Genomic DNA, 18402 nt, shown 5'->3' on the forward strand with positions numbered 1-18402 from the left:
GGGAATAAAGGATGGACAGCAGCGACCGCCAGTCAGTTGCCCCGAACCATCACCGCACTGCCGTCCTCCTAAGGTATAGGCCCACAAGGCGAGGAGAACACCATGCCTGTACGCATCGAAAACCAGACGTGCTACTTCAAGATCGACGACAACGGCCAGGAAACCAGCCGTGCGGCCGCCACGTTGACGGTCATTACCGACAGCGAAAAATCCATGTCGGCGGTTGAACTCGACGGTCAGCGGATCTACATCACCGAGGTCGAAGCCGATGCGTTGACCGTTGCAGGTGCTACCGATGGCCGCAAGCACCTCAAGGCCAGCGAAGGTGATTCGGTGATCTGATTGATCTGGATCAGCACAGCCCCGGGTGGCTTGATCCAGATACGGGCGTCCCGGCGCGCGGGGTGCAGCACATTGTCGCAGCGGCGGGTCAGAGTCCCATCTGATCCGCTTTTTATGGTTTTACCTGAGTCTGTTATGCAAACAGATGACAGCCCATAGTTCATCCGCCTGATGGAGGCTGATGAGCGAAAGACCATGAGCGATAAAATCCCCGTCCGATTAGTAGAGACATTCGAGCCTGCACACCCAAAGAAGGTGAAGGCCAAGTCCAGCGACAACCTGATTCATACCCGCAGTTTCACCGGTTTGTACCGTACCTTGCGCGTAAGCGGCGCCGGCTTCTTGTTCCTGGCTTTTTTCGGCACCGTGTGGTTGAACTGGGGTGGTCGCCAGGCTGTGTTATGGGACCTGGCTGAAAGCAAGTTCCACATTTTTGGCGCGACCTTCTGGCCCCAGGACTTCATTCTGTTGTCGGCGCTGTTGATCATCTGCGCGTTTGGCCTGTTTGCGATCACCGTGTTCGCTGGCCGGGTGTGGTGCGGCTACACCTGCCCGCAAAGCTCGTTTACCTGGCTATTCATGTGGTGTGAGAAAGTCACCGAAGGCGAACGCAACCAGCGGATCAAGCTGCAGGCGGCACCGTGGAGCATCAACAAGCTACTCAGGCGTTCGGCCAAGCATTCCCTTTGGATGGCGATCAGCATCCTCACCGGGCTGACGTTTGTGGGCTACTTCACACCGATCCGGCCTTTGGCCGAAGAGTTGCTGACCTGGCAAATGGGCGGCATCAGCCTGTTCTGGGTGCTGTTTTTCACAGGAGCCACCTACGTCAATGCCGGCTGGCTGCGCGAAGCGGTGTGCATGCACATGTGCCCGTATGCGCGGTTCCAGAGTGTGATGTTCGACAAGGACACCCTGACCATCTCCTATGACGCTGCCCGGGGCGAACGTCGCGGGCCACGCAAACGTGACGTGAACCCGACCGACGCCGGCCTCGGTGACTGCATTGATTGCTATCTGTGCGTGCAAGTCTGCCCCACCGGCATCGACATCCGCGATGGCTTGCAAATGGAGTGCATCGGCTGCGCGGCCTGCATCGATGCCTGCGACTCGATCATGGATAAAATGGGTTATGCCCGCGGGCTGGTGAGCTACACCAGCGAACATCAGCTGCAAGGTGGCAGGACGCAACTGCTACGGCCCCGGCTGATCGGCTACAGTGCGGTGCTGCTGGTGATGATCGGCGCGTTGGTGGTGGCATTGGTCGAACGCCCGATGGTGTCGCTGGATGTCACCAAGGATCGCGGAATGTTTCGCGAGAACAGCGAAGGTTTGATCGAGAATATCTATAGCCTCAAGGTCATCAACAAGACCCAGCAGCGTCAGGATTACCGCCTGGAGCTGGTAGACGGTGACGGCTTCCAGCTCCAGGGCAAGACCCGGATCAGCCTGGCGCCCGGCGAAATAACAGATGTACCGGTATCCGTCGCGATGACGGCGGACAAACCCTCCAGCAGTTCGCAAACCATAAGCTTCAAGGTGACAGACACCGATCAACCCGGTATTTACAGCGTCGCCAACAGCCGGTTTGTGGCACCGTTGAATCGCTGATACAACGCTGCGGTTTGGATTGGCAAACATTACCCACTGCACTAGGCCCTTGATGAAACGCTACGAAAAATTCGCCGAAGACATCGCAGAACTGATCCGCTCCGGCGTCCTGGGCCCTGGCCAGCGGGTGCCGTCGGTGCGTTATGCCAGCCAGACCTATGGCGTCAGCCCGTCCACGGTGTTCCAGGCTTACTACCTGCTGGAGCGCCGTGGGTTGATTCGCGCCCGACCGCGCTCCGGCTATTTCGTCAATACCCACGCCCCAAGCCCGTTTTCTGAGCCTGCAGTGAGTACTCATGTTCACGAGACCACTGAAGTCGACGTCAGTGAACTGGTGTTTTCAGTGCTCGATTCGATCAAGGATCCGCAGACCGTACCGTTTGGCTCTGCCTTCCCCAGCCCGACGCTGTTTCCGCTGCAGCGACTGGCGCGTTCCCTGGCCACCGCCAGCCGGGAGATGGACCCGCGCATGGTCGTCACCGACATGTCGCCGGGTAACCCGCAACTGCGCCGGCAGATTGCCCTGCGCTATATGGTCGGCGGCCTGATGCTGCCGATGGAAGAGCTGCTGATTACCAACGGTGCCCTGGAAGCCCTGAACCTGTGCCTGCAGGCCGTGACAGAACCGGGCGACCTGGTGGCCATCGAAGCCCCGGCGTTTTATGCCTGTCTGCAAGTGCTCGAGCGCTTGAAACTCAAGGCGGTGGAAATCCCCGTGCACCCCCGTGATGGTCTTGACCTTCAAGTGCTGGCCCAAAGCCTTGCGCGTTACCCGATCAAGGCCTGCTGGTGCATGACCAGTTTCCATAACCCCATGGGGGCAACCATGCCCGAGGCAAAAAAGCAGGAGCTGGTGCAGTTGCTGCGTGAGCACCAGGTGCCGTTGATTGAAGACGATGTGTACGCCGAACTGTACTACGGGCAACAGGCCCCAAAACCGGCCAAGGCCTTTGATACCGAAGGCCTGGTGATGCATTGCGGTTCCTTCGCCAAGAGCCTGGCACCCGGGTACCGCATTGGGTGGGTGGCGGCGGGACGCTATGCGACAAAGATCGAAAGGCTGAAGCTGATGACCTCGTTATGCGCCTCGATGCCCGCCCAGGCGGCGATTGCCGACTACCTGCAACACGGCGGTTACGACCGCCACCTGCGTAAACTGCGCGATGCGCTGGAAGAACAACAACGTTCAATGCTGGCCGCCATTGCCCGTTACTTTCCTGCGCAAACCCGCGTGAGCCAGCCTGCCGGCGGCTACTTCCTGTGGCTGGAACTGCCAGGGCAAACCGATTCGCTGAAACTGTTCCAGATGGCGTTGGCCCAAGGCATCAGCATCGCACCGGGGCCGATCTTTTCGCCGACCCAGCGATTCGGCAACTGTATCCGCCTGAACTACGGCAGCCCCTGGGATGAAGCCAGTGAAAAGGCGATGGAGACATTGGGGCGTATCGTGCGCTCGTTCTGAGGGTAACCTCATTGATTGGTTCGGAACCAAAGCTGCTGCCGAGCCACTCAAAACTGGCACTTCTCACGTAAGGAGTTGCCCTCCCCCACGCCGGTTAGCATCAGAGGTCATTCGTGAGTATCGCTTTTCTACGAAGCAATTTGAGCCTGTTGCCCAGCGCCCCGAAACCATTGCCCCTCCCGCCGCACTACATGCGTATGACGGAACAACAGCAAGTACGTAACATGGCTGAAACGGGTCCGTTGGGACGCCCTGCTGGCGATCATCGTTCAGCCGAGCGAATTATTGAGCAGAGTTCTACGCTCACGCATTTTTTGGGTACTTGCGACCATTATGAGGTGGGTGACAACCTCAAAATGCACGTAGGTGACTGGACCGCTGCCAATGCAAGCCCGGAGTCCCGTGCCGACGCCGCATACAACCTGGACCAGGTGCTGCGGTTTATCGATAACGTAGATGAGCGCACGCTTGACGGCAGTCAGGAACGCAGCGGTGTTGTTGAAGGTTTTTCTAACTATGGGTACACCACTCAGGAAAACTCGGAAGCCCATTTGCTCAAGCAGTTTTCCGCAGCGGGTTATTCAGCGCTGCGCAATCTGCCGACTTGATTAACGCCCACCACCCAAGTCGATGAACGTCCCGGTGGAGTACGAAGCCTTGTCCGACAGCAGCCAGACAATCGCTTCAGCCACTTCGTCCGGACGCCCACCACGGGCCATGGGGATGCCCGATTCCAACTTGCTGACCCGGTCCGGGTCACCACTCAGGGCATGAAAGTCGGTGTAGATGTAGCCAGGACGTACCCCATTGACGCGAATGCCCTCGCCCGCCACTTCCTTCGACAAGCCGATGGTGAAGGTGTCCAGCGCACCTTTGGACGCCGCATAGTCGACGTACTCGCCCGGTGAGCCGAGGCGCGAGGCCACCGACGAGACATTGACGATGCTGCCGCCTTGTCCGCCATACCTGGGCGACATGCGCAGCACTGCGTGCTTGGCACACAGGATTGGGCCAAGGACATTGGTTTTGATGATTTTCAGGATGCGGAACTCGGACATTTCATCGACCCGCGACTTGTGGCCGACGGTGCCTGCATTGTTGACCAGTGCCGTGACCCTGCCCAGTTCGGAATCCACACGGTTGAACAGACTGATCACTTCATCTTCGATGCTGACATCGGCACGTACCGCGATGGCTTGGGCGCCAAGTGCGCGCACTTGCGCCAGCACACTGTGAGCGGCCTCTTCGTCAGACTGGAAGTTGATGCAGATGCGATAGCCCTGACGGGCGGCCAACAACGCGGTGGCGGCGCCGATCCCACGACTGCCACCGGTGATGATGACGACTTTTTCCATGGGTGTTGTCTCCTGGTGGACCTCAAAACGGTTGGATCCAAGAATACCCGCGACCGCCCTGTTTTGCATGGATCCACATCAACGCCCTGTCATATCACCTGCCAGCACACTGGACTGGTACTGCTCCACTCTATTCAATGGCGCGGGGTGAGGCACCGGCCTATACCCACCTGCGACCAGGACATGCCCGTTACTCAGGCACGCAGCACTGTGGCCGTAGCGGCCATCATACAACTCCCCTGTCAGCGACCATTGGTTCGATGACGGGAGAAACAACTCTGCGCTCTGGGCGTTTTGCGGGTTGGCGATTGAGCTGTCACCGACCATCAGCACCTCTCCTGTCAGCAGGCGCGTAGCACTGTGGCCTTTGCGTGGCACCATCATTTGCGTGGAAGACCAGGTATTGGCGCCCGGGTCGTAGATAAACGCGACGTCCTGAGCTACACCGAACGGTTCTGCACTGCCGCCGGCAACCAATAGACGACCGTTCTCCAGCAAAGTCGCGGTGTGCTGCATGCGCGGTTGTGGCAAGGGGCGGACTGCATGCCAGCAATCGTCCGATGGGTCATATATTGAAACCTGCGTCAGGGCAGCATTTTTACGTCCCGAGTAGCCCCCGATCACGAGGATTTTCCCCGTGGGCAAGCGAGTCGCGGTGTGATCCATGCAATCAACCGGCAGCACCGTCGCCAGGCGCCACTTTCCGGTGGCAGGGTCATAACGTTCTGCGCTGTCCTGCACTTGGCCACCGCTCGATTGCAGGTTGTTGCCCCCCGCGACGAGTACTTCACCCGACGGCAACAGCGTAGTGCTGTGACCGAAGCGTGGAAACGCCAACGCGCCGGTCGATGTCCACTGGTCACCCGCCAGGTCATAAAGCAAGGCACTTGCGTATGATTGGCCGTTACCACTGCCCCCTACCGCCAGCACTTGGCCTGAGGCCAGCAGCACCGCCCCGCAGCCGGTTCGAGGCTGTGCCAGGGGCGCAACCTGCCGCCAGAGTCCGGTGCGTGGATCAAACCGCTCCACGCCAGCCACTGCACCCCGGCCAGGGAGTCGCGCTTCCCAATGCCTGGGAAACATCCAGTTCAGGAATGAATCATAAAGTCGATAGTTCTGGTGCACCCTTGCATCGCTACCGCCAATAACCAGGAGCCCTTCATCCGCAAGTACCACGCTGGCGTGGAAAGCACGCGCCTGCTGCATGGCATTGACCGGCATAAACCCGCCTGGATTCGTAGTCATCATGTCCCTCGACTTTTGCGCCTTTGATTTGCAAGTCCTTGCAAATCAAAGGCTACAACGCGGCAAACATGGGTTCTACTGTCAGAATTGACAGGTATCGCTCAACAAAGGTTGTCCCTCAATCATGGTTATTTGGTGCCAGTCCTTTCCAGGTTGTGAAAGGACTGTTACTTAGTGCTCGACAATGAACGTTCACGACAGATTTCGAGCATGAAATCCTCGGCCGGCAACGGGTGCCCCAGTAGATATCCCTGGAGAGAGTCACACCCCAAGCGCGTCAGGAAATTCTGCTGCACATCGGTTTCCACACCTTCGGCCACAATTCGCAAGCCCAGGGCCTGCCCCAGCGCGACGATGGCCGAGACGATAGCCGCGTCATCGCTATCGTGCTCCAGGTCACGGACAAAACCACGATCGATTTTTAGCTCATTGGCCGGCAAGCGCTTGAGGTACATCAGGCTCGAATAGCCGGTGCCGAAGTCGTCGATGGACAGGTCGACGCCCATGTCCGATAGTTTTTGCAACACGGTCATGCTTGCGTCGGCATTGCTCATTGCCGTGGTTTCGGTGATCTCAAGGGTCAGGCTGTTGGGCGGCAATTGATGACGTTCCAACGCGTCGGCAACACTCTTGACCAACCCAGCATGGCAAAACTGCAAGGCCGAAAGGTTCACGGCAATACGCCAGCTCTTATAACCCTGAGCATACCAGACTTGCATCTGGCGGCATGCCTCATCAAGCACCCATTCGCCGATGGGAATGATCAACCCGGTTTTTTCCGCCAGTTCAATGAATTTGTCCGGCATCAACAGCCCATGCTGGGGGTGCTCCCAACGCAGCAGGGCTTCGGCGCCGACCGGCTGGCCGCTGCCTGCATCGAACTTTGGCTGGTAATAGAGTTTGAGCTGCCGGTGCTCCAAGGCATTGCGCAGGTCTTGCAACAGTTGCAGTTGCTTGCGCGCGTTGGTGTTCATCGACACATCAAAAAAACTATAACCGTTCTTGCCCATGCTTTTGGCGTGATACATCGCCGCATCGGCGTTCATCAGTAATTCCTGGGGGGTTACGCCATTGCCCGGAAACAACGCAATGCCGATGCTGGCAGAAATATTCAACTCCTGCTCGGCCACCCGGAAGACTTGATTGATCAGGCCAACCTGACGTGCCGCGAGGCGGACCGCGTCATCGGGCGAATGCAGCTGCACCAGCAATACAAATTCGTCACCACCGATCCTGGCCAGGGTGTCCTGGCTGCGCAGGTCTTCGCGAAGGCGCAGCCCCACCTCACGCAGCAGTTGGTCGCCCATATGATGACCAAAGGCGTCGTTGACTGGTTTAAAGCCATCAAGGTCGATAAACATCAGGGCAAAACAACCATCCTGTTCAGTAGCCCACTGCGTCGCCTGCTGGATGCGATCCGAGAGCAACGTACGGTTTGGCAGGCCGGTCAACGTATCGTGCAGGGCCAGGTGGATGAGTTCCTCGTTGGCCTGGCTCAGAGAATCAGCCAGCACGGCGGTGCGTGCTTCCAGGCGCGCGTCCAGCAATGAGGTCAATAACGCGATGACCAGCACTGCCAACGTGGTGATCAGCACCAGAATATCCAGACCGCTGCCACTCAAACCGTTCACGATTGCGCCACAAAAACTACCATCGGCAAAGCGTGCAGCGGCCATCCCGGTGTAATGCATGCCGACAATCGCCACGCCCATGATCACCGCAGCCCCGGATCGGGCCAGGCGCACATAGGGGGTATTGCGCCGCAGGTTAAAGGCGATCCATAGCGCAGCGGCCGAGGCGCCGACGGCGATCAGCAAGGACGCACCAAACAAGGTCGGGTCATAGTCGATGCCGGGTGTCATGCGCAAGGCGGCCATGCCGGTGTAGTGCATGGAGCTGATGCCTGCCCCCATGACGAGTGCGCCAAACCCCAGTTGCCACATCGGCAAGCGCGGCTGACTGACCAGCCACAGGGCGAAACCGCAGGAAAGGACCGCGATCAATAGCGACAGCGCGGTGATGCCGATGTCGTACCCCAGGGCAATCGGCAGGCGGAACGCTAACATGCCGATAAAGTGCATCGACCAGACGCCAACCCCCATGGCCAACGCACCGCCGGCCATCCACAGGTACACCGCGCGCCCTTTTGCCGTGGCGATGCGCCCGGTCAAGTCCAAGGCGGTATAGGACGCAAGGATTGCCACAAACAGGGAAATAACAACCAGCGCAGGGGAGTAACTACCGGTGAGCATTGGACTTCTCGATACTAACGGCTCGAAGAGCGTCCGTGCCGTGGGGAAAGGTCGCGATTGTAGCGAGAATAATTCTCGGAAGCCTGAAAATTATCAAAATGCCACCTACCCCGTCCCGTAGCTACCGCCCTCAGTCTAGACGACCCAGGGCAAGTGCAAACCGCGGTTATGGTTTCTCGTCAGGCTGCATCTTCCCATCCCAACCACCACCCAGGGCAGCGATCAATTGCACGCTCGCCACCAGTCGGGTTTGCAGCAGCGTCAGCACGGTACGTTCATTGCTCAACGCTGTCGCCTGCACGTTCACTACATCAAGGTAGGCGATCATCCCGGCCTTGTATTGGTTCTGGGTCAGGCGCAGGGACTCGCGAGCCGACTCCAGCGCCTCGTTGCTTACGCCAGCCTCGTCTTCCAGGACCTTGAGTTGAACCATGTAGTTTTCCACTTCCCGGAAGCCATCCAATACCGTCTGGCGATACTTGGCCACGGTTTCATCATAGGATGCCTCGGCCCGATCGACTTCGGCCGAACGTTGGCCGCCATCGAACAAGGTCATCGCCAGTTTGGGCCCCACCGACCAGAAGCGGTTTGGCAGGCTGATCCAGTCTTCATAGGCGCTGCTTGAATAACCACCGGCCAGGCTCAGGGTCAGGTCCGGATAATAGGCGGTTTTGGCCACGCCGATATTGGCGTTCGCGGCAATCACCGAGCGCTCCGCCGAGGCGATGTCCGGTCGACGTTCGAGCAGCTGCGATGGCAGGCTGGCCGGGATCTGCGGCAGGCGGGGGATGTCCTTGCTCACGGCCAGCTCAAAATGGGCTGGTGGGATGCCGATCAGTACCGCAATCGCGTTTTCCAGTTGTGCCCGCTGCCAGATCAGGTCGATCAGGCTGGCCTGGGTGGTTTTGAGCTGGGTCTGGGCCTGGGCCACTGCATCCTTGCCGGAAACGCCTGCGCGGTACTGGTTTTGTGTCATGGTCAGCGAACGCTGGTAAGCCTCGATGGTGGCTTGCAGCAGCCGGGTCTGCTCGTCCATCACGCGTAACTGCAGGTAGTTCTGCACCAGCTCCGACTGCTGGCTCAGGCGCATGGCGGCAAGGTCCGCGGCGCTGGCTTCGGCATTGGCTTCGCTGGCCTCCAGGCCCCGGCGCAATTTACCCCAGATATCTGCTTCCCAACTGACCCCCAACTGGGCATTGAGGGTGTCGCGAATACCGCTGCTGGAACTGCTCAAGCTGGCGCTGCTGCTGCCAGTGCCCTGGCTGGCCCGGGTTTTCCCGACACTCAGGTCGACGCTTGGATAAAACGCCCCGCGAGAGCTGCGCGCGGTGGCCTGGGCCTGGCGATAACGGGCTTCGGCCTGGGCCACAGTCTGGTTGGCGTTGTTTAGCCTGGCCACTAGGTCATTGAGTTGGGCGTCGCCGTACAGCTCCCACCAGGCGCCACGGGCCAGGGCGTCGCTGGGGGTGGCCTGACGCCAGCCCTGCGCCTCCTTGTACTGCACAGGTTCGCTCACCTGCACACGTTCGTAATCCGGGCCGACGGCACAGGCACTCAGTAGTAGCCCGAGAAGTACTACCCCGGCTGCAGGCGCGAGCTTGCTCGCAAGAATCGCCAACGATGACGCGGGAAGTCCGGCGCCCCGAGACGTCCTCAGGTTTTTCGCGAGCAAGCTTGCGTCTACAGGGGGCAGCGTTGAGTCAGTCATAGCGCAGTGTCCAGGGCAGCATCGGTACGCACGCCGCGCCAGCCGTTGAAACGGTGGCGCAGGCGGTCGAGATAGAGGTAGACCACCGGAGTGGTGTAAAGGGTCAGGATCTGGCTGAACACCAGCCCGCCGATGATTGTCAGGCCCAGGGGCTGGCGCATTTCCGCGCCCTCTGCGGTACTGAGCAACAACGGCAAGGCACCGAGGATCGCCGCCAGGGTGGTCATCAGGATCGGCCGCAATCGCAGCAGGCAGGCACTGCGAATCGACTCCAGCGGCTCCATGCCCTCCTTGCGCTCCAGTTGCAAGGCAAGGTCAATCATCAGGATGGCGTTTTTCTTGACCACGCCAATCAGCAGGAACAGGCCCAACAGGGAAATCAGGCTGAACTCGCCGCCCAGTACATAAATCGACAGCAATGCGCCGACACCGGCCGACGGCAGGGTCGAGAGGATGGTCAACGGGTGGATATAGCTCTCATAGAGAATCCCCAACACCAGATACACCGCCATCAGCGCACCCAGGATCATGAACGGCTGGCTTTTCTGAGTGGCGGCGAAGGCATCGGCGGTACCGGCCATCTTGGCAATCACATCTTCCGGCAAGCCGACCTTGGCAATGGCGCGCTCGATGGCGGCGGTGCCCTGCTCCACCGTTACGCCGGGCGACATATCAAAAGCAATGTCTTCCGAGGCAAATTGGCCTTCGTGGCTGACACGATCGTCCGCCAGGCTGTTTTCGTAGTGCGCGATGGTTGACAGGGGTATCCGTGCGCCGTCTGCGGTAATCACTTGAACCTGATTGAGGGTGATCGGGTCCTGGGCGTATTTCGGATTGACCTCCATCACCACCTGGTATTGGTTCAGGCTGTCGTAGATCGTGGAAATCTGCCGCTGGCTGTAGGCGTTGTTCAGCACCGAGGTGACCATATCCATATCCACGCCGAGGCGCTTGGCCTGGTCGCGGTCGACCACCAGCGTGACTTGCTGCGCGCCACGGCCTTCACGCGCATCGATGGCCGTCAGCTCCGGCAGTTCACGCAAGGCGGCGACGACTTTTGGATACCACAGGCGCAGGGCCGCCAGGTCGCCGCTCTGCAGGATATAAGAGTATTGCGAGGAGGTTTGGTCGCGACCGCCACCAAATTGCAGGTCCTGGTCGGCCATCAGCATCAGGCGGCCACCGGGCACCGGCGGCACACTTTTGCGCAGGCGCTCAATCACCGCCTGGGCGGAGAGCTTGCGCTCCTTGATCGGTTTCAGGCGTACCAGCATCACCGCGTTGTTGGTACCGTTGCTGCCACCAATAAAGCCCGCCACGCTTTCGACGGCAGGATCTTGCAGCACTGCCTTGCGGAAGATCTCCATCTTCGGCTGCATGACCGTGAATGACAAACCGTCATCGCCGCGCACAAAGCCGATCAACTGTCCGGTGTCCTGTTGCGGCATAAAGGTCTTTGGTACCACCACGTACAACGCGATGTTCACCCCGACGGTGACAAACAGGCTGAGCAAAGTCAGGCGTTTGTGCTTGAGCACCCAATCAAGGCTGCGGGCGTAGCCGGCCACCATGTGCTCGTTGACCTTGTTGCTCCAGCGCTGCAACCCGGTTTCCTGACCTTTGACATGGGGCTTGAGCCAACGCGCGCAAAGCATTGGGGTCAGGGTCAGCGAGACCACCAGCGACACGATTATTGCCGCGGCCAGAGTGATGGAAAATTCACGGAACAGGCTGGTGACGATCCCGCCCATGAACAGGATCGACAGGAACACCGCCACCAGCGACACGTTCATCGACAGCAGGGTGAATCCGACCTCCTTGGCCCCCAGGTAAGCCGCTTTCATCGGTGCGATTCCGTCATCAATATGCCGGGAAATGTTTTCCAGCACCACGATCGCATCGTCCACCACCAGCCCGGTGGCCAGGATCAGCGCCATCAGCGACAGGTTATTCAGGGAAAACCCGTACAGGTACATGATCGCAAAGGTGCCCACCAGGGACACAGGCACTGCCAGTGTAGGAATCAGCGAAGCACGAAAGTTGCCGAGAAACAGGTACACCACCAGGATCACCAGGGCGACGGCGATCAACAGGGTCATTTCCGCTTCATGCAGCGTGGCGGTGATGACTGGCGAACGGTCCATGGCCAGATTGAGCTTGACGCTGGACGGCAATACCGCCTGCAACGCCGGCAACTGGGCCTTGATCTGCTTCACGGTCTCGATGATGTTGGCGCCAGACTGGCGGTTGATCACCAGCAATACCGCTGAATCATTGTTGAAGAAGCCGCTGTTGTAGCGATCTTCAACACCGTCGCTGATCTTGGCTACGTCACTGAGGCGCAATGCGGCGCCATCCTGGTAACGGATCAACAGCGGCTCATAGTCCTTGGCTTTTTCCAACTGGTCATTGGCCTGGATCTGCCAATTGCGCTGGCCGTCCTCCACCGAGCCCTTGGGCCGGCGCACGTTGGCATTGGCAATCGTGTCACGTACCTCATCCAGGGCCACGCCGTATTGCTCCAGCGCCTTGGGTTCAAGGGCGATGCGTACCGCCGGCAACGAACTGCCACCGATCTGCACTTCGCCAACGCCGGGCACCTGGGACAGGCTCTGGGACAAGATAGTCGAGGCCAGGTCATAGAGCTGGCCCTTGGGCAATACGTCCGACGTCAGCGACAGCACCATGATCGGTGCCTGGGACGGATTGATCTTCTTGTAGGTCGGCATGCTGCGCATGCCGCTGGGCAACAGATTGCGCGAGGCATTGATAGCCGCCTGTACTTCTCGCGCCGCGCCATTGATATCGCGGTCGGAGTCAAACGCGAGGATCACTCGGGTCGATCCCTGGCTGGACGAACTGCTGAGGGTGGTAACCCCGGCAATCGAGCCAAAGGAGCGCTCCAGCGGCGTGGCCACGCTGGACGCCATTACCTCGGGACTGGCGCCGGGCAAGCTGGCGGAGACCACGATCACCGGGAAGTCGATTTGTGGCAACGGTGACACTGGCAGCAGATTGAAACTGACACCCCCCAGCAGCATGATGGCCAGGCTCAGCAGCATGGTCGCTACCGGCCGACGTATAAACGGTCCGGACAGGTTCATGGCTCAACCGGCTCCGGCGTTTGCGGCGTTTTGCGCCAGCGGCGGCCAAGGCGGTCGAAGTACAGGTAGATCACCGGCGTGGTAAACAGCGTCAGCACCTGGCTCAACAGCAAGCCGCCGACCATTACCAGGCCCAGCGGTTGACGCAACTCGGCACCGGAACCCGTGGCGAGCATCAGGGGCACCGCACCAAACAGCGCGGCCAGGGTGGTCATCAGGATGGGCCGAAAGCGCAGCAACGCTGCCTGATAGATCGCGGTCTGCGGATCCAGGCCCTGGTTGCGTTCGGCATCCAGGGCAAAATCGATCATCATGATCGCGTTTTTCTTGACGATACCAATCAGCAGGATGATGCCGATAATGGCGATCATTCCCAAGTCATTGCCACTGAGCAGTAACGCAAGCAAGGCCCCCACCGCCGCCGATGGCAGGGTCGAAAGGATCGTGATCGGATGGATGTAGCTCTCGTAGAGCACGCCCAGCACGATGTACATGGTCACTACCGCCGCCAGGATCAGCAGCAAGGTGCTCGACAGCGATGCCTCGAAAGCCTGGGCTGCGCCCTGGAACTGGGTCTGCACTCCGACCGGCATGCCGATATCCTGCTGGGTCTGGTTGATCAGTTCGACACCCGTGCCCAGGGCCACACCCGGCGCCAGATTGAATGACATCATCACTGCCGGGAACTGGCCGATATGGGCGATCGCCAACTGCGCCTGGCGCTGTTCGATGCGCGCCAGGCTCGACAAGCGAACCTGGCCACCGTCGGTAGTCTTGACGTGGATCTGGTTCAGGGCATCCGGTCCCAGGGTTTCCCCGGCCTGAGCCTGCAATACCACGCGGTACTGGCTGGCCTGGGTATAAATGGTAGAGATCTGCCGCTGGCCGAATGCGTCATACAACGCGTCGGTGATGTTCGCAACCGACACGCCCAGGCGCGAGGCGGCGTCACGGTCGATCACCATATACACCTGCAAGCCTTTATCCTGCAGGTCACTGGCCACATCGGTCAGTTCTGGCAGCTGGCTCAAGGCCTGCACCAGCTTGCCGCTCCACAGTGCCAGCAGGTCGGCATCGGGCGAGGACATGCTGAATTGGTACTGCGTGCGGCTGACACGATCTTCAATGGTCAGGTCCTGCACCGGCTGCATGAACAGGCGGATGCCCACCAGTTTGTCCAACTCGGGCTGCAGGCGGCTGATCACCTGGGTGGCGCTCAGATCACGCTCCCTGTGTGGCTTGAGGTTGATCAACAGCCGGCCGCTGTTGAGGGTCGCGTTGTCGCCGTCCACTCCGATATAGGAAGACAGGCTTTGGACTGCAGGATCTTCGAGGATGATCTTCGCCAGTTCTTGCTGACGCTGACTCATCGCGGTAAACGAGATCGATTGTGGCGCCTCGGAAATGCCCTGGATCACGCCGGTGTCCTGCACCGGGAAGAACCCCTTGGGTACAACCATGTACAACACGACGGTCAGGCCCAGTGTGGCGATGGCCACCAGCAATGTCAGCGGCTGGTGCTTGAGCACCCATTGCAGCTGGCGACCGTAGGTCGCAATCAGCCAGTCGATCCAGGCGCCGCTGGCCTTGTAGAAACGTCCCTGTTCATGCTCCTTTGGCTCACGCTTGAGCAAACGCGCGCACATCATCGGCGTCAGCGTCAGGGAAACCACCAGGGAAATCAGGATCGCCACCGCCAGGGTAATAGCGAACTCGCGGAACAACCGCCCTACCACATCAGCCATGAACAGCAGCGGAATCAGCACCGCGATCAACGAAAGGGTCAGGGAAACCAGGGTAAAGCCGATCTGTTTGGCGCCCTTGAGCGCCGCCGCCATCGGCGTCTCGCCTTCCTCGATATAGCGGGAAATGTTCTCCAGCATGACGATGGCGTCATCCACCACAAAGCCGGTGGCGATGGTCAGGGCCATCAGCGTCAGGTTATTGATGGAAAAACCTGCCAGGTACATCACGCCAAACGTGCCCACCAGCGACAGCGGCACGGCGATTGACGGGATGATCGTGGCGCTGAAGCGGCGCAGGAACAGGAACGTCACCATCACCACCAGGGCTATGGCGATCAGCAGTTCGTGTTGCACGTCAGTAACCGAGGCACGGATGGTCTGGGTACGGTCGGTAAGCACCATCACATCCAGGCCTGCCGGCAGGTTGTCGGTGATGCTGGGCAACAATGCCTTGATGCGGTCTACCACCTCGATGACGTTGGCCCCGGGCTGGCGCTGAATGTTCAGCAGCACCGCCTGGTTTTCATTGGCCCAGGCCGCGAGGCGTTCATTTTCTGCGCCGTCGACGATCTGCGCGACATCCTTGAGGCGCAGCGGCGCGCCGTTGTTGTAGGCCAGGATCAGTTCGGCGTACTGCTCGGGCGAGACCAGTTGGTCATTGGCGTCGAGCATCGAAACACGGGTAGGGCCGTCGAAGTTGCCCTTGGGCTGGTTGACGTTGGATGCGGCGATCAGTGCACGCACATCCGACAGGTTCAGGCCGTTGGCCGCCAGGGCCTCGGGGTTGACCTTGATGCGTACTGCCTGGCGCTGCCCCCCGGCAATGCTGACCATGCCGACACCGCTGATCTGGGCAATTTTCTGCGCCATGCGGGTGTCGACCAGGTCGTTGAGCTTGGGCAGCAGCATGGTCTTGGAGGTAATGGCCAGGGTCAGTACCGGCGTATCGGCCGGGTTGACCTTGTTGTATACCGGTGGCGCCGGCAGGTCATTGGGCAACAGGTTGCTGGCGGCGTTGATGGCGGCCTGGACCTGCTGTTCGGCGACGTCCATGTTGACGTCAAGATTGAAACGCAGGGTCAACACCGAGGCGCCGCCGGAACTGGTGGATGCCATCTGTGTCAGCCCGGGCATTTGCCCGAACTGGCGCTCCAGGGGCGCGGTCACCGCACTGGTCATGACGTCCGGGCTGGCGCCTGGGTATAGGGTCATGACCCGAATGGTCGGGTAATCTACCTGGGGCAATGCCGAAACCGGCAACAATCGGTAGGCAATCAGGCCGGCCAGGACGATGGCCAGCATGCTCAAGGTGGTGGCGACAGGCCTGAGGATGAACAGCCTTGAGAGGTTCATGCGCTGGCCTTTTGCGCCTTGTCGGCCGTCGAGCCGTCGTCATCCTTGGCCCCAGGCTTGCCCTGCAGGTGCTCGGCCGGCGTAGTGGGCACCTCAGTACTGTCGTTGACCACCTCCACCTCGGTCCCATCCTTCAAGCGGTCGGTGCCCTCCAGCACCACACGGTCGCCGGCGGCGAGACCTTCCTTGATCACCGTATTCTCGCCGTCGGTGTCACCAATCACCAACTGGCGAATCTTGACTTTGTTGCCACCGTCCAGGGCGTAGGCAAACGTGCCGTTGTTGCCGAACTGGATAGCAGCCGACGGCGCCAGCACCACGTTCTTCAAGGTGTCGGCCAACAGGCGCACATTGACGAACTGGTTGGGGAACAGCACTTGGTCCTGATTATCGAAGCGCGCCTTGAATTTCAGGGTGCCGGTAGTGACGTCGATCTGGTTGTCCAGGCTCTGCAAGACGCCAGTCGCTTGCAGTTTCACATCGCCACGGTCCCAGGCTTGTACCGGTAGCTTGTTACCGCTGCGATAACGAGCCAGTACGGTTTGCAAGGCGTTTTCCGGAAGGGTGAAGGCAACATTGATGGGTTGGGTCTGGGTGATCACGGCCAGGGCGGTGGTGTCATTGGCCGCGACCAGGTTGCCCACGTCCAGTTGGCGCAGGCCCACGCGACCGGCAATCGGCGCGCGGATCTTGGTGAATTCAAGATTGAGTTTGGCATCGTCGACCGCGCCCTGGTTGGTCTTGACTGTGCCTTGGTACTGCATGACCAACGCGGCCGCGGTGTCCAGGGTTTGCTTGGCGATGCTGTCCTGTGCATAAAGGCCACGATAGCGCTCAAGGTCGACCTGGGCGTTCTTCAATTGGGCCTGGTTCTGCAGCAGCGTACCTTGAGCCTGAAGCAAGGCATTCTGGTAACTGCGTGGATCGATTTCTGCCAACAGGTCCCCCGCCTTGACCATTTGCCCCTCCTCAAAGGCAATCTTGATCAACTCTCCCCCTACCCGGCTGCGCACATTGATGGTGTTCAATGCCGTCACCGTTCCCAGCGCCTTGTAGTACACCGCAAACTCCCCCTGGATCGCAGGTGCCACACGCACCGGCACCGGGCCGCCAGCACCGCCGAAACCTGGACGCATCATCCCGGTTTTGCCGGTGCGAGTGGCGGGCGGCTCTTTACTCTCGGTGCCTGCCGGCCAGAATTTCCAGCACAGGCCGGCAATAACCAACAGAACGAGCAAAGCTAAAAGCCAGCGGCGGGATTTACGCGGGGAGGATTGCATGGATTGATCAACCATTGGGGACTAGAGCTTCTTTTTCGGGAGGCTGAAAGATAAGCACTGGAGCGCCTTAAGAAAAGCGCCTTTACCGGCTATTTACCTTCGGATTTACAAACATTCACTTTTAGACTGCAAGTGTCATATCTTCCGGGCTAAGCCGCTGAACCGTAAATAAAAACGGCCTGGACTAGTCCAGGCCGCAATCATGCATCATTCGTGTTACTGCCAGATGTAGGAGAGAGCTTGCTCGCGCCTACAAGGGTTCGGCGTTCACTTATGAGCCTGGGTAATTACTTCAAAACCGCCAGGGCTGCGTCGTAGTTTGGCTCTTGGCCGATTTCACTGACCAGTTCGCTGTGCAGCACTTTGTCTTTTTCGTCCAGTACCACTACTGCGCGGGCAGTCAGGCCCTTGAGTGGACCGTCAGCAATGGCCACACCATAGTCAACAGCGAACCCTGGGTCACGAAAGTCCGACAGGTTCTTCACGTTTTCCAGACCTTCGGCGCCGCAGAAACGCGCCTGGGCGAATGGCAGGTCAGTGGAGATGCACAACACCACGGTGTTGCTCAGGTCGTTGGCCTGGGCGTTGAACTTGCGAACCGAAGTGGCGCATGTCGGGGTGTCAACGCTTGGGAAGATGTTCAGCACTTTGCGCTTGCCGGCGAAGGAGGCCAGGGATGCGTCCGACAGATCGCCGGCGGTCAGGGAAAAGTCTGCTGCCAGGGTACCGATCTGCGGCAATTGGCCTTCAACCTGGACTGGGTTACCACGGAGAGTGACTTGAGCCATTAACGGAATCCTTATGCTGGGTTTGATTAAACGAATTCGAGAGGCCGAAGTTAACCACAAAGTGGCGTGAGCACCTATAACCGAGCGCAAAATCTCATGGACGGCGATGCAGTGAAAAAACCGCCTCACACATCCTGTTTTACATCAAGCCGGAACT

Annotated in this window: 12 protein-coding genes; 4 read left to right on the plus strand and 8 right to left on the minus strand. The window is 59.5% G+C overall.

Annotated elements, in window-relative coordinates; genetic code table 11:
- Window positions 1-102 precede the first annotated feature (102 nt).
- The 4 genes from OQ460_RS12015 to OQ460_RS12030 all read left to right on the plus strand — a co-directional run bounded on the left by OQ460_RS12015 (window position 103) and on the right by OQ460_RS12030 (window position 4023).
- On the plus strand, window positions 103-342 hold the full coding sequence (locus OQ460_RS12015) for a DUF3203 family protein (protein ID WP_410017714.1): 240 nt from the start codon (window positions 103-105) through the stop codon (window positions 340-342).
- A 195-nt stretch (window positions 343-537) separates the two neighbouring features.
- Window positions 538-1953 carry a cytochrome c oxidase accessory protein CcoG gene (gene ccoG, locus OQ460_RS12020; protein WP_410017715.1) on the plus strand — a complete coding sequence of 472 codons (1416 nt, stop codon included), beginning with the start codon at window positions 538-540 and terminating at the stop codon, window positions 1951-1953.
- Between the two features lie 52 nt (window positions 1954-2005).
- Window positions 2006-3415, plus strand: coding sequence for a GntR family transcriptional regulator MpaR (mapR, locus tag OQ460_RS12025; RefSeq protein WP_410017716.1), 1410 nt, complete (start codon window positions 2006-2008; stop codon window positions 3413-3415).
- A gap of 113 nt (window positions 3416-3528) precedes the next feature.
- Window positions 3529-4023 (plus strand): hypothetical protein, encoded by a 495-nt coding sequence (locus tag OQ460_RS12030; protein WP_410017717.1) that lies wholly within the window; start codon window positions 3529-3531, stop codon window positions 4021-4023.
- Here OQ460_RS12030 and OQ460_RS12035 read toward each other — a convergent pair whose 3' ends face one another.
- The 8 genes from OQ460_RS12035 to tpx form a co-directional block, all read right to left on the minus strand.
- The gene (locus OQ460_RS12035) at window positions 4024-4770 is read right to left on the minus strand and encodes an SDR family oxidoreductase (RefSeq protein WP_410017718.1); all 747 of its coding nucleotides are present in this window, start codon (window positions 4768-4770) and stop codon (window positions 4024-4026) included. It lies immediately after the preceding gene.
- Window positions 4771-4848: 78 nt separating this feature from the next.
- Entirely contained in the window at window positions 4849-6018 is a 1170-nt protein-coding gene (locus OQ460_RS12040) for a Kelch repeat-containing protein (protein ID WP_410017719.1), read from the minus strand.
- A gap of 164 nt (window positions 6019-6182) precedes the next feature.
- On the minus strand, window positions 6183-8267 hold the full coding sequence (locus tag OQ460_RS12045) for a putative bifunctional diguanylate cyclase/phosphodiesterase (RefSeq protein WP_410017720.1): 2085 nt from the start codon (window positions 8265-8267) through the stop codon (window positions 6183-6185).
- Between the two features lie 166 nt (window positions 8268-8433).
- Window positions 8434-9975: an efflux transporter outer membrane subunit gene (locus tag OQ460_RS12050; protein ID WP_410017721.1), complete on the minus strand. Its 1542-nt coding sequence runs from the start codon at window positions 9973-9975 to the stop codon at window positions 8434-8436.
- On the minus strand, window positions 9972-13079 hold the full coding sequence (locus OQ460_RS12055) for an efflux RND transporter permease subunit (protein WP_410017722.1): 3108 nt from the start codon (window positions 13077-13079) through the stop codon (window positions 9972-9974). Before OQ460_RS12055 ends, OQ460_RS12050 begins: the two co-directional genes overlap by 4 nt.
- Window positions 13076-16177, minus strand: a complete 3102-nt coding sequence (locus tag OQ460_RS12060; protein ID WP_410017723.1) for an MdtB/MuxB family multidrug efflux RND transporter permease subunit — start codon at window positions 16175-16177, stop codon at window positions 13076-13078. The genes OQ460_RS12055 and OQ460_RS12060 overlap by 4 nt, the downstream gene beginning before the upstream one ends.
- A complete protein-coding gene (locus OQ460_RS12065) occupies window positions 16174-17472 on the minus strand; it encodes an MdtA/MuxA family multidrug efflux RND transporter periplasmic adaptor subunit (RefSeq protein ID WP_410017724.1) in 1299 nt (432 codons plus the stop codon). The genes OQ460_RS12060 and OQ460_RS12065 overlap by 4 nt, the downstream gene beginning before the upstream one ends.
- A gap of 272 nt (window positions 17473-17744) precedes the next feature.
- Window positions 17745-18245 (minus strand): thiol peroxidase, encoded by a 501-nt coding sequence (gene tpx, locus OQ460_RS12070; protein WP_410017725.1) that lies wholly within the window; start codon window positions 18243-18245, stop codon window positions 17745-17747.
- Between the last annotated feature and the right edge of the window lie 157 nt (window positions 18246-18402).

Origin of the sequence: Pseudomonas imrae (assembly GCF_046352735.2) — a bacterium.
Taxonomy (GTDB): domain Bacteria; phylum Pseudomonadota; class Gammaproteobacteria; order Pseudomonadales; family Pseudomonadaceae; genus Aquipseudomonas; species Aquipseudomonas imrae.